Here is a 14050-nt window from a genome sequence, read left to right on the forward strand (position 1 = left end):
GGGCTCCAGAGAGGGACGGGAGTACTGACAAGCGGTGCGGGCAAGCAGTGCGAGCGGTGCACTACCTACGGTCTCGTAGGTTACGTTGCCGTAGGTTAAACCCGCCGTAAAGAGGCTGTGAGCCAGGACGCCACCCGTCCCCGCCGCAACAAAGGCCTCATTACTGGTCAGGCGTACAGCTCGCGCAATCGAACTGAGAGGCACGTCACACAGCCTTCGAGCTTCTCGAACTCCCGGATATCCACGAGAACCGGATCAAATCCGAGATCCGCGAAAAGCTCCGCGCTCTTCGGCGCACTCGCCGACATGAGCAGCTTCGAGCCGCCGAGGAGGACCACGTGCGCGCCCGCCTCCTCCGGTACGGGAAGGAAGCGGGGGAAGAGCGCGGCGGAGTCGACCAGCGGCTCGTACCCGATGACCGTCCCGTCGGGCAGCGCCGTCACCGCGGACTTCAGATGCAGGACCGTGGTCACGGGGACGGCGACGACCCGCGCCCCGAGCGGTTCGAAGACGGCCCGCAGCTGCCGCACGCCCTCCGCGTTCGTCCGCCCGCCCCGGCCCACGTACATCGTGTCGCCGATCTTCAGGACGTCGCCGCCGTCGAGCGTCCCGGGCTCCCACACCCAGTTGACCGAGCAGCCGAGCCTGCCCACCGCCTCCTCGACACCCGGGGTCTCGCCCCGCCGGGAATCGGCGCCCGAGCGCGCTATGAGGGCCACGTTCCGGAAGACCACCACCGCGTCCTCGACGAAGACCGCGTCCGGGCAGTCGTCGGCCGGCTCCACCTCGAAGGTCTCCCAGCCGTGCCCGGCCAGCACCGCCGCGTACGCCTCCCACTGCCGCGCCGCGAGCCGCGTGTCGACCGGTGCGCGCTCCAGGTGGGTGGCCAGGCCCTCGGCGAGGCGCGGTCCCGGACGGCGGATCAGGGCCTTCTTGCTGGGCACGGCTTGCTCTCCTCACGTGGCGGGACAGTGCCGCACATCATGCAGCGCGGGGACCGCCCTCGCCCAGAGCGCGTCGCAGGTGCTCCGCCGTGAACGATCCCTCGGCGCGCAGGAGCTCCGCGGGCGTCCCCTCGAACACGATCCGCCCGCCGTGCTTGCCGCCGTCGGGGCCGAGGTCGATCACCCAGTCCGCGTGCTTGACGACATCGAGGTTGTGCTCGACGACGAGGACGGTGTTCCCCGCGTCGACCAGCCGGTCGAGCAGCGCGAGCAGCCCGTCGACGTCCGCCATGTGCAGCCCGGTGGTCGGCTCGTCCAGGACATACGTCGTGCCCGTGCGGTGCAACTGCATGGCCAGCTTGATGCGTTGGCGCTCACCGCCGGAGAGCGTGCTCAGCGGCTGGCCGAGCGTGAGGTAGGTGAGGCCCACGTCCCGCAGCGCCCGCAGCCGGCGGCGTACCGACGCGTCGTCGAAGCGCTCGAAGAAGTCCAGCGCTTGATCGGCCGTCATCTCCAGTACGTCCACGACGGAGCGGCCGTCCACGGTCAGCCGCAGGACCTCGTCCTTGAAGCGCCGCCCCTCGCACGCCTCGCACGTCGTGGTCACCGGGTCCATGAACGCCAGGTCGCTGTAGATGATCCCGCGCCCCTGGCAACGCTCGCAGGCGCCACGGGAGTTGAAGCTGAACAGGCTCGCCTTCGCGCCGGTCCCGCGCGCGAACAGCCTGCGCACCGTGTCCATGATCCCGAGGTACGTCGCCGGGGTCGAGCGGCCCGAGATGCCGATGGACGACTGGTCCACGACGACCGCGTCCGGATGCGCCCCGACGAACGCCTTCGACACCAGCGTGCTCTTGCCGGAGCCGGCGACACCGGTCACCGCCGTGAGCACCCCGGCCGGCACCCGCACGCTCACGTTCCTGAGATTGTGCAGGTCGGCACCCTTGACCCAGTGTCCGCCGATCGGCTCGCGGGGGCGCTCCTTGATGCCGGTGGCGCGCCGCAGACAGCGGCCGGTGAGGCTGTCGGCCCTGCGCAGCTCGTCCGGCGTGCCCTCGAAGACCACCAGGCCGCCGGCCGCGCCGGCCGCCGGGCCCATGTCGACGACGTGGTCGGCGACCGCGATCACGTCCGGGTCGTGCTCGACGACCAGCACGGTGTTGCCCTTGTCGCGCAGCCGGAGGAGGAGGTCGTTGAGGCGTCCCACGTCGCGCGGGTGCAGTCCGACGCTCGGCTCGTCGAAGATGTACGTCATGCCGGTGAGGCTGGAGCCGAGGTGGCGCACCATCTTCAGGCGCTGCCCCTCGCCGCCGGAGAGCGTGGACGTCTCCCGGTCCAGGCTGAGATAGCCGAGGCCGATCGCCTCGATCCGCTCCAGGGCGGCCACGGCGGCGCGGGCGATCGGGCCCGCCACCGCGTCGTCGACGCGCTCCAACTCCCCGATGAGATCGGTGACTTCCATGCGGGTGCAGTCGGCGATGCCCAGGCCGTTGATGCGGGAGGCGAGCGCGGCCGGGTTGAGCCGCGCCCCGCGGCAGGACGGGCAGGCGCCTTCACTGAGGAAGCCCTGCACCATGTCGCGGGTGCGCTGCGAGAGCGTCGACAGGTCGCGGTTGAGGTAGAGCCGCTCGAAGCGGTCGGCGAGCCCTTCGTAGTCGATGTCCCGCGCACCCCCCGTGTTGTCGACGCTGACCTTCTTCTTGCCGGGGCCGCCGCGCAGCAGGAACTGCCGCTCCGCGTCGGTGAACCGGCCGACCGGCTTGTGCGGGTCGAGCTCGGTGGTGTTGGTGTACGTCTGGCCCTGCCAGGTCCCGGCGGTGAACGGCGGGAAGAGGATCGCGCCGTCCGCCAGGGACCTGGCGGGGTCGAGGATGCGGTCGTAGTCGGGGCGCACCGTGCGGCCGAGCCCGTCGCACTCCGGGCACATGCCCGACGGGTCGTTGAACGAGTACGCCGTCGCCGGGCCCGCGCTCGGTGTGCCGTGCCGGGAGAACAGCACCCGGATCACGGAGTAGATGTCCGTCATCGTGCCCACGGTGGAGCGGGAGTGGCCGCCGATCGGCTTCTGGTCGACGACGATCGCGGGGGAGAGCTCCTCGATGGCGTCCGCGTGCGGCCGCTCGTACTTCGGCAGCCGGTTGCGGACGAACCAGGTGAAGGTCTCGTTCAGCTGGCGCTGCGACTCCACCGCGATCGTGTCGAAGACGACCGACGACTTCCCGGACCCGGACACCCCGGTGAAGACCGTGAGCCGGCCCTTCGGGATGCGCAGGTCCACTTCCCTGAGGTTGTTCTCACGGGCTCCGTCGATGGTGATGTATTGATGCGTTTCCTGGTGCATGCACCAGAAGCTACGAGGAATACCCGACAGCTTCTGTCTTCTTTTCCTGGGTGATCTCCTTGAGCTCGCCGTCCAGGAGCAGCCACCGCGTGATGCCGATGGACTCCAGGAAGGGCAGGTCGTGGCTGGCGACGATGAGCGCGCCCTCGTACGACTCCAGGGCCGTCGAGAGCTGTTTCACGCTCGCCATGTCGAGGTTGTTGGTCGGTTCGTCGAGCATGAGCAGCTGCGGTGCGGGCTCCGCGAGCAGCAGCGCCGCGAGCGCCGCGCGGAACCGCTCGCCGCCCGACAGGGTCGCCGCCCGCTGATCGGCCTTGGCCCCCTTGAACAGGAACCGGGCGAGGCGGGCCCGGACGCGGTTGTTGGTGGCGTCGGGGGCGTACGCCGCCACGTTCTCCGCGACGGTGAGCTCGTCGTCGAGAACGTCGAGGCGCTGCGGCAGGAAGCGCGCCGGGACGTGGGTCCTCGCCTCTCCGGAGACCGGGTCCAGCTCCCCGGCGATGGTGCGCAGGAACGTGGTCTTGCCGGCGCCGTTGCGGCCGATGAGCGCGATCCGCTCGGGCCCGCGCAGCTCGAACTCGCCCTCCACGCGCGCCCCGTAGCGCAGTTCGAGGCCGCTCAGGGTGAGCACGGTGCGTCCCGGATGCACCAGGGTGTGCGGCAGGTCGACGCGGATCTCGTCGTCGTCCCGCACCGCCTCGACGGCGTCGTCAAGACGCTCCTTGGCCTCGGCGAGCTTCTCCTCGTGCATGATGCGGTGCTTGCCCGCCGACTCCTGGGCGGCCCGCTTGCGCGCCCCCATGATGATCTTCGGCTCGCGCTTCTGGTCCCACATCTTCTGCCCGTACCGCTTGCGGCGGGCCAATTTGACCTGGGCGTCGGCCAGTTCGCGCTTCTGCTTGCGCAGATCGGTCTCGGCGACGCGCACCATGCGCTCCGCCGCCTCCTGCTCCACGGCGAGGGCCTCCTCGTACGAGCTGAAGTTGCCCCCGTACCAGCTGACCTCCCCGTCCCGCAGATCGGCGATCTGGTCGACGAGGTCCAGGAGTTCACGGTCGTGGCTGACCACGACCAGGACGCCGGACCACGCCTCGACGGCCGCGTACAGGCGCCGACGGGCGTACAGGTCGAGGTTGTTGGTGGGTTCGTCGAGCAGCAGGACGTCGGGGCGGCGCAGCAGCAGCGCGGCCAGGCGTAGCAGCACCGACTCGCCGCCCGACACCTCGCCCGTGGTGCGGTCCAGGCCGATGTGGCCGAGTCCGAGCTGGTCGAGGGTGGCGACGGCGCGCTCCTCGACGTCCCAGTCGTCGCCGACCGCGGTGAAGTGCTCCTCGCGCACGTCACCGGCCTCGATGGCGTGCAGCGCGGCGCGGGTCGCGGCGATGCCGAGCACCTCGTCGACGCGCAGCCGGGTGTCGAGGGTGACGTTCTGCGGCAGGTACCCCACGTCGCCGGCGACGCGCACGGTGCCCTCGGTGGGCGTCAGCTCACCGGCGATGAGCTTCAACAGGGTTGATTTCCCCGACCCGTTGACGCCGATGAGTCCGGTCCTGCCGGGCCCGAAGGCCACCTGGAGGTCGTCGAAGACGTCGGTTCCGTCGGCCCAGGCGAAGGAGAGCGACGTACAGGTGATGGAAGTGGGGGAGGTAGACATACGGGCCTCGCGGTTGCGTGGTGTGGAGCGCGGTCAGGGGCAACGCGTTCGAGACACCGCGGCGCGGGGAGGCCGGAGAAATGAAGAAGGCCTGTGCCGGGGGGGCGGGGACGGCTCGTGATGCCGAGGTCGCACACGGCGCGCACGGCAGCGTGAAGCTGCGTGACGCGGTGTCTCATGACCTCAGACGAGCAACGTCCTACTCCTATCGAAGGCAACAGAACCGTTGTACACCGTAGAGAAGCTCGGTGGAGGGTGTCAACGTTTTATCGGGCGGCCGGGCGGGGCCCGCCCCCGGCGGGCCGCCTCAGAGGGCGTCCCGCATCAGCTCGGCCAGATCCTGGTCCAGGTCGACGTGGCGGTGCTCCTGGCCGACCGGCACCAGCGCCGTCGTGCGGTGCAGGAAGCGGCGGAGCTCCCCGGTGCGGATGTGGACGATCGCGGTGCCCTCGGGGGCGTGGAACTCCAGGACGGTGCGGTCGAAGCCGTACGGCCGCACGCGCACGTCACCGTCGCCGACCGCGCGCTCGACGCCCTGGGTCAGCAGTTCGCGGGCGAACGTCCAGTACACCTCGATGCCCTCGAGGGTCGCGGGCGCGGGGAAGCTCATCCGCACGGCGAAGGGATCCCGCCGGTCGTAGTGGAGCGTGGCGGGAATGGTCGGCATCCGCGGCGCGGCGGCGACCAGGCGGGCCTCTACGGCTTGCTCGATGACGGTGGACAACGCCTGCTCCCTCACTGACTGCTGGACGACTGGGGTCGGCATGTGACTAGACGACGGAAAGACGGGATCCGTGCACACGGAGGGTGGGTGAGACCGAGTGACCTCTGTCACCGCGACACCGTGGCGGCGCCCGCGGTTCCCGGCCACCACCTCATGGGGGAGGCCTTCCGGCCATCTGGACGAGCCCCGGCGCGTCGGCTAGCTTCGCCCGCCATGAGAGGCATGGGGAAGTCGAAGTCGATGAGGCGGACGGTGCTCGCGGGAGTGTGCGGGGCGGTGCTCGCCGGGACCCTCCTCGCGGCGCCCGGAGCGGCCGGTGCGGACGAACGGACCCAGCGTCCGGACCGGTATCCGCGCTGGCAGCTCAAGGACAGCGGCACCGACGCCCGCTTCCGCGGCCTCGCCGCCGTCAGCCGGAACACGGCCTGGGCGGCCGGCACCAAGGGGACCGTGCTGCGTACGGCCGACGGCGGCAGGACCTGGCTCGAAGTCTCCCCGCCCGGCGCCGCCGCTCTGGAGTTCCGCGACATCGAGGCCTTCGACGGCCGCCGCGCGGTGGTCCTCGCCATCGGCGAGGGCGAGGCCTCCCGGGTGCTGCGCACCGAGGACGGCGGAGCCACCTGGACGGAGTCCTTCCGCAACACCGACGCCAGAGCCTTCTACGACTGCATGACCTTCTTCGACCGCCGCCACGGACTGGCGATGAGCGACCCCGTCGACGGCAGGTTCCGCATCCTCTCCACCGCCGACGGAGGCCGCTCCTGGAAGGTCCTGCCGAACGCCGGGATGCCCGCCGCGCAGGAGGGCGAGGCCGGCTTCGCGGCGAGCGGCCAGTGCCTGGTGAGCTCGGGGCCGCGCGATGTGTGGCTGGCCACCGGCGGGGCGCCGCGCGCGCGGGTCCTGCACTCCGCCGACCGCGGGCTGACCTGGAAGGCCACCGACGCGCCCCTCCCCGCGGGCGACCCGGCCCGCGGCGTCTTCGGCCTCGCCTTCCGCGACCGTACGCACGGCATCGCGGTCGGCGGCGACTACCGCGCGGGCCAGGCCTCGCCGAAGGCGGCCGCGGTCACCCGCGACGGCGGCCGCCGCTGGGACCCGGCGGGGCGCCCGCCGCCCGCCTACCGCTCGGGCGTGACGTGGTTCCCGCACAGCCGCTCCACGGCCCTCGCCGTCGGCCCGACGGGCACCGACGTCACCACGGACGGCGGCCGGAGCTGGCGCACGGTCGACACGGGCTCGTACGACACCGTGGACTGCGCCCGGGACCGGGGCTGCTGGGCCGCGGGGGAGAAGGGGCGCATCGCCCGCCTGGAGCGGAGCGAAGCGGCACGCTAGGCGGGCAGCTGCTCGCGGTACGGGGCGAGTGCCGGGGCCGTCTTCGTGGCGAAGAACTCCGTGATCCGGTACTCGCAGACCCCGGCCGTCGTGAACGGGTCCGTCGCCACGAGCTCCTCGATGCGTGCGCGGCTCTCCGCGACGGCGATGATCACGCCGCCGTCGCGCGGGTTCTTGCGGCCGGAGGCGATGAAGACACCGGCCTCGTACTGCTGGTCGAGCCAGTCGACGTGGGCGGCCAGCTGCTCGTCGACGGCGGAGACCGGCGCGGTGTAGGTCAATTCGAGAATGAACATGATCACGAGGCTACCGGGCGCCACCGGCGTCGGTCAGCTCCAGGAGATGGCCGAGGACGGCCGAGCCGAGGCCTCTTCCCCGGCCCCGCGGCGCCGGGTAGAAGTGCTCGAGCCATCGCCCGTCCCCGGCGGGCCTCAGCGTGACGCAGTTCCCAGTCCATGATCGAAGCATCGCCACGCGGGGCGCGGGGCACGCGGCCGGGCGCCGGGGTGCTACCGCGCCAGTTCCGCCCGTATCGTCTTGCCGGTCGGGCCGCGCGTCACGCCCACGGCTCTCGCCAGCTGCTGCACCATGGGCCAGCCGAACCCGCCGGTGCCTCCCTCGAAGTCGGGGGCCCGTTCCCGCGGCGGCCGCGGATCCGCGTCGGAGACGGCGATCGTGATGACGCCGGGCCGGGCGTGCAGCCGGAGCGAGCACAGGGCGCCGCGTGCGTGGCGCACCACGTTGGTGATGAGTTCGGAGACGACGAGCTCGATGCTCGCGGCGTTCTCGTCGTCCACGGCAGGGGTGAGTCCTGCGACGTAACTACGGGTCAGGTCCCTCGCGTCGGAGACCGCTTCCGGCCTCTTGTCGAAGGTGGCCGAAGCCGGCGGTCCGGTGTCGAGCGGTATGTGCTGTGTCCGCATGAGCCTCCTCCTTCGTCGAGTCGGCAGAGCCGAGTCATGGTCGTACGAAAGGAACTCTTGCCCGAAAAGCGGCGGATTCAACGCCCCGTTGCCTCAGTCGCGGCCCCGCCAGTCGAGGCACACGATCATCGCGTCGTCGTCGGCGTCGATCGGCCCCCGGTACCCCGAGAGCTCCTTGAGCACCGCGCGCGGGACCTGCGAGGGCGGCAGGAGGCGGGTGTTCGTCATGGCGCGTGTGAGCGCGCGCTCGCTGTAGCGCTCTCCCGTCGGTGACGCCGTGTTGTAGACGCCGTCGCTGACGAACAGGAGCCGGTCGCCGGGCCGGACGCGGAAGTGCTCCGTGCTGTACGGCGTGTCCTCGGACATGCCGAGCGGAAGCTGCGCGTCCAGTTCGATGGGCTCGGGCCGGCCGTCCCGCATCCGCCACATCTTCGGGGACCCCGCGTCGACGATCTCCACGTTTCCCGTGGCGAGGTCGAAGCGCAGGAGCAGCACGGCGAGATGGGCCGCGCCCTGGAAGTGGCCGTAGACGGCCTGGTCGGCCAGGCACGCCTGATCGGCCAGGGACAGCCCGGCGCGCCGGGCGTTGCGCAGCGCGTTCACCGCGAGGTTGGTGAGCAGGGCGGCCTGGATGCCTTCGCCCATCCCGTTGGTGACGGTGAGGGTGAGCCGGTCGGCCGAGGCCGACCAGTCGAAGTTGTCACCGTGGATGGCGTACGCCGGTTCGAGCTGGGCCCCGATGTCGTACTCGGGACGCGAGCTGGAGCAGCCGGGCAGCAACTGCCACTGCATCTCGGCGGCGAGGGTGAGCCGGTCGGCCCGCCGGGCCTGGAGGTAGAGGTCGGTGTCGCGCTCCGCCACGACGATCTGGTGGGCCAGCACCTCGGCCACCTCGGCGAGTTCGCGCACGGTGGCGGGATCGCAGGCCTCGGCGGGCAGCCGCACGCTGAGGACGCCGATGCGGTCGCCGCGCACGGTCACGGGGAGGTGGGCGGTGCTCAGGCCCTCTTGGCCATCGGTCTCGACGCGGGGTTCCTGCGAGCCGAACGCGCGGCCGACCGCACCGGAGTGGGCCGGCACGGGTGTCGCGGTTTCCGGAAGGGCGTTGACCGGTTGGAGTATGGTCATCGCGTAGTCGGCCATGAGCAGTTCCACGGAGTCGGCCGCGTAGTGGACGGCGAGCGCGTCCCGCACTGCTTCGATGAGAGCGTGCGGTGCGGATCTGCGCAGCGCACGTTCCACGGCCGTGTATCTGTCCACTTGTCGGGTACCACCTGTTCCTGTTCGGTCGTTCTGATACGGGAAGAGCTTGCGAAGGAGCCGTCGGCCTGCCATGCCTCAGCGACTGACAGGATCATTGCGAAGTGTCACAGTTGAGGGCATGGATTCCGAAACTTCCGCCGGGGACGGGCAGGATGCGGCCGCGCATGCTGCCCGGGAAGTCATCGAACTGCTCGAGGTGCTGTGGAGCAGAGGCAGGGACATCACGACGACGGCACCGGTGTCGTCGTCGCAGCTGCGCGTGCTCTACGCCCTGGACGGTGCGCGGGGGATCAACCTGCGCACCCTCGGTGAGTACTTGGGGTCGGCGCCGTCCTCGGTGAGTCGTATGTGCGACCGCCTCCATGCGTTGGGCTTCATCGAGCGGTCCCTCAGTTCTGCCAGTCGCCGCGAGCTCGAACTGCGCTTGTCGAGCCGGGGAGAAAATTACCTCAACGAACTCCGGGCCCGCCGGGAGAGTGCGCTGCTCGAAGCCATCTCGGAGATGCGGCCCGCGGAGCGCTCCGCCCTGGTCAAGGGATTGAGCGGGTTCCACAGGTCGGTGGAGTGCACCGCGCCGCGGCCCGGCTCGGCGGGCGACCACGCGGCGGAGTCCGCCTGACGTTCGCCTGAACGCGTGGGTTTACTTCCGGCGTATCCCGGTACTCGCAGACGGTCGTGGCCCGGCCACGACGCAACGGAGCCGCTGGAACGTGCAGTTGACGCGTCGTAGCCTCTGCCTTCGGATGATCGTCGACCTCGGTTAACATTTGCCGTGCGACAACAATTGCTAAGGTGGATGGAATGAACACCAGTGAGCCCGAGGCCCGGTTGCGCGTCATTGCCGCCCTGCGCGAGCAGGGGGAGAAGGTGGCCGATCGCTGGGTGCAGCTTCAGTCGGAACAGGCGGTCCTGGAGACAGGCATCACCGAGGACGAGCTGAACGAGGAAGCCGACTCCTTGGTCGAGACGCTGCTCGCCGGCCTGGAGGCCGGCCACCCCGTCCAGGACGTGGTGGCCTCGCACCGCACTCTGCGGCAGGCCATCACGGACCTCTCGATGCGCCGCGCCAGAGGAGGCGCCACCCCCACGGCCACCTACATGGCCGTGCTGGCGCTCAAGGAAGCGCTGCTGGAAGCGGTGCAGCAGGAGACGCGCGACGTCACCGCCCTCTACCAAGCCGCCCTGTTCATCAACCGGCTCCTCGACACCGCGGGCGCCATCTCCTTCGAGATCTTCGTCGAGGGCCGCGAGGAGATCATCCGGCGCCAGAGCCGTCAGCTCCTGGAAGTCTCCACGCCAGTGGTGCGCATCTGGGACCGGGTCCTTGCCGTCCCGCTGATCGGCACGCTCGACACGACCCGTACCCAGGTCGTGATGGAGAACCTGCTCGAGGCCATCGAGCGGGACGAGGCGCAGGTCGCCATCATCGACATCACCGGTGTCCCCACGGTCGACACCGCGGTGGCGCACCACCTCATGCAGACCGTCAACGCCGTGCGGCTGATGGGCGCCGACTGTGTGATCAGCGGCATCCGCCCGCCGATCGCGCAGATCATCGCGCAGCTCGGCATCGATCTGTCGCCCATCCTGACCCGCGCGACGCTCGCCGACGCCCTCGCCGCCGCCATCCCGATGCTCACGGACCAGCCGGAACAGCGGGCCATTTTCGCGGACGCCCGGTGAGCGGCGGCTTGAGCGGCGTACCGATCCTGCGCCTCGGTGACGTGCTCGTCACCGGGCTGCTCAACGAACTCGACGACAGGGCGGCGATCGCCTTCACCGAGGAGCTGACGGAGCGCATCGTCGCCGACCGTGCGCGCGCGATCCTCATCGACATCTCACGGCTCGAGATCATCGACTCGTTCGTGGCTCGTACGCTCATGGAACTGACGACCACGGCGCGGCTGCTGGGAGCCCGGGTGATAGTGGCCGGCATGCGCCCGGCGGTCGCCATCACCCTGGTCGAACTGGGGCTGCAGCTGTCCGGTGTGGAGACCACACTCAACGCGGAGCAGGGCATGATCGCGCTGGGCTGGCAGCCGTCGTCCCGGTCGTCCAAGGGGAGCCCGGACCGATCACCCAAGGGGAGCCGTGGTGTCCCTCTACGGTGACCTCGAAGAAACGCGCACCGTCCCCGCCCAGACCCGTGCCGACGCCGAGCCCGTCCGCAGCGAGCACGCCATCCGGGCGGAGGAGGACCTGCTCGCGGTGCGCCACGCGGTGCGCGAAGCGACGCTCCGGGCCGGCTTCGGCCTCGTGGACCAGACGCGCATCGTCACGGCCGCCAGCGAACTGGCCCGCAACGCCTACGTGCACGGCGGCGGTGGCTCCCTCGCCCTGGAGATCATCGGACAGGGCGACCGACGCGGGCTGCGGCTGACGGTGAGCGACCAGGGGCCGGGCATCGCCGACCTCGACCAGGCGTTCATCGACGGGTACACCACCGGGGCCGGCCTCGGACACGGTCTGGGCGGCGCGCGCCGCCTCATGGACGAGTTCAAGGTGCAGACCGCCCCGGGCCGGGGCACGACCGTCACCGCCGTGCGCTGGAACGGGCGACGGTGAGCGCCGGAGCGGCGGTACGCACTCTGCACATCGCCATCGACCACCCCAGCGCGGTGCAGAGCGCGGCCGACCAGGCCAGGTCGGCGGCGCGCGGCATGCCCGGCGCGCTGCCCGACCAGGCGGCCGTGCTGGCCAGCGAACTGGCCAGCAACATCGTCAAGCACGCCAGGAACGGCGCCGTGTTCGTCCAGCGGTCGCCGCTCGGCGACGGCCTGGACGTCGTCGCGGTCGACAGCGGCCCCGGCATGCCCGACGTCGCCCGGAGCCTCGTCGACGGCTACAGCACCACCAAGACGATAGGAGCGGGCCTCGGAGCCGCGCGCCGCATCGCCACCGACTTCGTCATCCGCTCCGAAGCCGGCTTCGGCACGCTCGTCCACGCCCGCCTCGCCGCGCCGGACACGCCGCGCGTCGCGGGCGCCCCGGGCGCGCTGTGTCTGCCCGCCGACGGCGAGGACGAAAGCGGCGACGGGTACGCGGTGGCCGAGCACGACGGCGCCCGGACCGTGCTGATGATCGACGGCCTCGGTCACGGCCCCGAGGCCGCCACGGCCGCCCAGCGCGCCGAACGCACCTTCCTGGCGAACCCCGCCGCCCCGCTGGCCGACATCCTCACCGCACTGCACAAGGCGCTGCGGCACACCCGCGGCGCCGCCGTCGCGGCCCTGCGCACCACCGGCGGCCAGGCCGAGTTCTGCGGCATCGGCAACGTCCGCGCCGTGACCCTCTCCTCCCAAGGCATCCACCGCCAGCTCACCGGGCACGCCGGCATCGTCGGCTACAACCTCCCCAGGCCCAGGAGCCGGTTCGTGGAGCTGTCCGAACACACCACCGTGGTCCTGTACACCGACGGGATCGACCACCGGTGGACCTATGCCCCCACCGACGCGCGCCTCACGCTGCCCCCGGTGCTCCTTGCGGCCTCCCTGGCCCACACCCACCGCCGCCGTCGTGACGACGCCACCATCCTGGCCCTCGGCCCCCACCTGGGAATGAGATGACCCGCGAAACCCTCCGTACGCTCACGGCCCTCCGGCACACCGTACGAAGCATCGCCCTCGGCCACCGGCTGCCCGCCGACGACCGGGCGCGCCTCGTCCTGTCGCTGAGCGAGGTGGCCGCCGCGGCCCTCGGCCGCGGCCGCCCCGTCACCCTCCTGAGCGGCCGCGAGACGGGCGAGGACGGCGCCCACCTGCTGACCCTCGCCCTGCGGCTGCCGCACCAGAGCACCGGTGCGCAGATCGCCACGGACCGGCTGCCGCTGCGCGCGCGGACCCAGCCGGACGGCACGGTCGTCTGGAACCTGCCGCTGCCGGCCCCCGGCTCCTACGGCCAGGGCCCCTCCTTCACCGGCGGCCTGCCCGCGAGCCGGCCGTCGGCCACCCCCGCCGCGGCCGCGCAGCACGGCGAGACCGACGTCGCCCTCCTTGAGGAGGAGCTCCGGGCGGCGCTGGCCCGCGCGGACGCCCTGGCCGACGAACACCAGCGGCTCAAGCACGAACTGGCCGAGACGAACAGCGGGGTCCTCGCCCTCTACGTACAGCTCGAAGAGCGCGACGAGCAGCTCCGCACGGCGCACGGCCGCACCCTGCGCGCCCTGGAGGACGCGCTGCGCCCCAGACCGCTGCACGTCCAAGGCCTGGAGCTGGCCGTCCACTACGCCCCGGCCAGCGACGACGCCCCCACCGGCGGAGACCTCTACGACTGGTTCACCCTGCCGGACGGGACCGTCCACATCACCGTCGTCGACGCGATCGGCCACGGGATCACCAGCACCCGCACCGCGCTGACCGTCACCCACGCGGTCCGCACCCTCGCCCTCGAAGGGCACCCGCTGGAGAGCATCGTGGCCCGGACCGACACGATCCTGGCGCCCTTCGACCAGAACGTCATGGCCACCCTGCTCCTCGCCCGCCTCGACCCGGTCGAGGGCAAGCTCTCCCTGGCCAACGGCAGCCACCCGCCGGCCCTGCTCGCCCACGGGGACGGCAGCGCGACCTACCTCGAGGTGCGCGGCCGGGGCATCGGCTTCCCGCTGCCCGGCAGCGACCGCGTGCTGACCACCACGATGGAACCCGACGACGTGCTGCTCCTCTACACCGACGGCCTCACCGAGAGCCGCCGGGACCCCATCGCGGGCGAGGCCCGGCTCAAGGAAGCCCTGTGCCGGCACCGCGCACGACCGACCGAGCTGATCCCCGGCCTGCTGGCCGAGGACCTGCTCAGCGACGTGCTCCACCAGGACGACACACTGGCGCTCGTGATGCGGCGTACGGCGAACTAGGGGCTTTCGTTTGGGTC

14 protein-coding genes are annotated in these 14050 nt (G+C 71.3%); 7 read left to right on the plus strand and 7 right to left on the minus strand.

What is annotated here, in order from left to right; translation table 11 throughout:
* Window positions 1–167: 167 nt before the first annotated feature.
* From ddaH to ACI2L3_RS21580, 4 genes are all read right to left on the minus strand, one after another.
* Complete coding sequence (gene ddaH / locus ACI2L3_RS21565) at window positions 168–944, minus strand: dimethylargininase (protein WP_404753971.1); 777 nt, start codon at window positions 942–944, stop codon at window positions 168–170.
* A gap of 37 nt (window positions 945–981) precedes the next feature.
* Window positions 982–3285 carry an ATP-binding cassette domain-containing protein gene (locus ACI2L3_RS21570; RefSeq protein WP_404753972.1) on the minus strand — a complete coding sequence of 768 codons (2304 nt, stop codon included), beginning with the start codon at window positions 3283–3285 and terminating at the stop codon, window positions 982–984.
* Window positions 3286–3295: 10 nt separating this feature from the next.
* A complete protein-coding gene (locus ACI2L3_RS21575) occupies window positions 3296–4939 on the minus strand; it encodes an ABC-F family ATP-binding cassette domain-containing protein (protein ID WP_404753973.1) in 1644 nt (547 codons plus the stop codon).
* A 307-nt stretch (window positions 4940–5246) separates the two neighbouring features.
* Window positions 5247–5663 carry an SsgA family sporulation/cell division regulator gene (locus tag ACI2L3_RS21580; RefSeq protein ID WP_404753974.1) on the minus strand — a complete coding sequence of 139 codons (417 nt, stop codon included), beginning with the start codon at window positions 5661–5663 and terminating at the stop codon, window positions 5247–5249.
* 222 nt (window positions 5664–5885) lie between these two features.
* On the opposite strand from ACI2L3_RS21580, the gene ACI2L3_RS21585 reads away from it, so the two are divergent.
* A complete protein-coding gene (locus ACI2L3_RS21585) occupies window positions 5886–6998 on the plus strand; it encodes a WD40/YVTN/BNR-like repeat-containing protein (protein WP_404754048.1) in 1113 nt (370 codons plus the stop codon).
* Here ACI2L3_RS21585 and ACI2L3_RS21590 read toward each other — a convergent pair.
* The 3 genes from ACI2L3_RS21590 to ACI2L3_RS21600 all read right to left on the minus strand — a co-directional run bounded on the left by ACI2L3_RS21590 (window position 6995) and on the right by ACI2L3_RS21600 (window position 9181).
* Window positions 6995–7294 carry a YciI family protein gene (locus tag ACI2L3_RS21590; protein WP_404753975.1) on the minus strand — a complete coding sequence of 100 codons (300 nt, stop codon included), beginning with the start codon at window positions 7292–7294 and terminating at the stop codon, window positions 6995–6997. The genes ACI2L3_RS21585 and ACI2L3_RS21590 overlap by 4 nt on opposite strands.
* 213 nt (window positions 7295–7507) lie before the next feature.
* Entirely contained in the window at window positions 7508–7921 is a 414-nt protein-coding gene (locus ACI2L3_RS21595) for an ATP-binding protein (protein WP_404753976.1), read from the minus strand.
* 93 nt (window positions 7922–8014) lie between these two features.
* Complete coding sequence (locus tag ACI2L3_RS21600; RefSeq protein ID WP_404753977.1) at window positions 8015–9181, minus strand: PP2C family protein-serine/threonine phosphatase; 1167 nt, start codon at window positions 9179–9181, stop codon at window positions 8015–8017.
* Between the two features lie 121 nt (window positions 9182–9302).
* Here ACI2L3_RS21600 and ACI2L3_RS21605 point away from each other — a divergent pair, with 121 nt between their 5' ends.
* The 6 genes from ACI2L3_RS21605 (at window position 9303) to ACI2L3_RS21630 (ending at window position 14033) form a co-directional block, all read left to right on the plus strand.
* Window positions 9303–9803, plus strand: coding sequence for a MarR family winged helix-turn-helix transcriptional regulator (locus ACI2L3_RS21605; protein WP_404753978.1), 501 nt, complete (start codon window positions 9303–9305; stop codon window positions 9801–9803).
* A 182-nt stretch (window positions 9804–9985) separates the two neighbouring features.
* Window positions 9986–10867, plus strand: coding sequence for an STAS domain-containing protein (locus ACI2L3_RS21610; RefSeq protein WP_404753979.1), 882 nt, complete (start codon window positions 9986–9988; stop codon window positions 10865–10867).
* An 8-nt stretch (window positions 10868–10875) separates the two neighbouring features.
* On the plus strand, window positions 10876–11295 hold the full coding sequence (locus ACI2L3_RS21615; protein WP_404753980.1) for an STAS domain-containing protein: 420 nt from the start codon (window positions 10876–10878) through the stop codon (window positions 11293–11295).
* Window positions 11296–11365: 70 nt separating this feature from the next.
* Complete coding sequence (locus tag ACI2L3_RS21620; protein WP_404754049.1) at window positions 11366–11749, plus strand: anti-sigma regulatory factor; 384 nt, start codon at window positions 11366–11368, stop codon at window positions 11747–11749.
* The gene (locus ACI2L3_RS21625; RefSeq protein ID WP_404753981.1) at window positions 11746–12750 is read left to right on the plus strand and encodes a SpoIIE family protein phosphatase; all 1005 of its coding nucleotides are present in this window, start codon (window positions 11746–11748) and stop codon (window positions 12748–12750) included. The genes ACI2L3_RS21620 and ACI2L3_RS21625 overlap by 4 nt, the downstream gene beginning before the upstream one ends.
* Complete coding sequence (locus tag ACI2L3_RS21630) at window positions 12747–14033, plus strand: PP2C family protein-serine/threonine phosphatase (protein ID WP_404753982.1); 1287 nt, start codon at window positions 12747–12749, stop codon at window positions 14031–14033. The genes ACI2L3_RS21625 and ACI2L3_RS21630 overlap by 4 nt, the downstream gene beginning before the upstream one ends.
* Window positions 14034–14050 lie beyond the last annotated feature (17 nt).

The sequence above is a fragment of the Streptomyces sp. NPDC029674 genome, from assembly GCF_044903205.1.
In the GTDB taxonomy this organism is placed as follows: Bacteria; Actinomycetota; Actinomycetes; order Streptomycetales; family Streptomycetaceae; genus Streptomyces.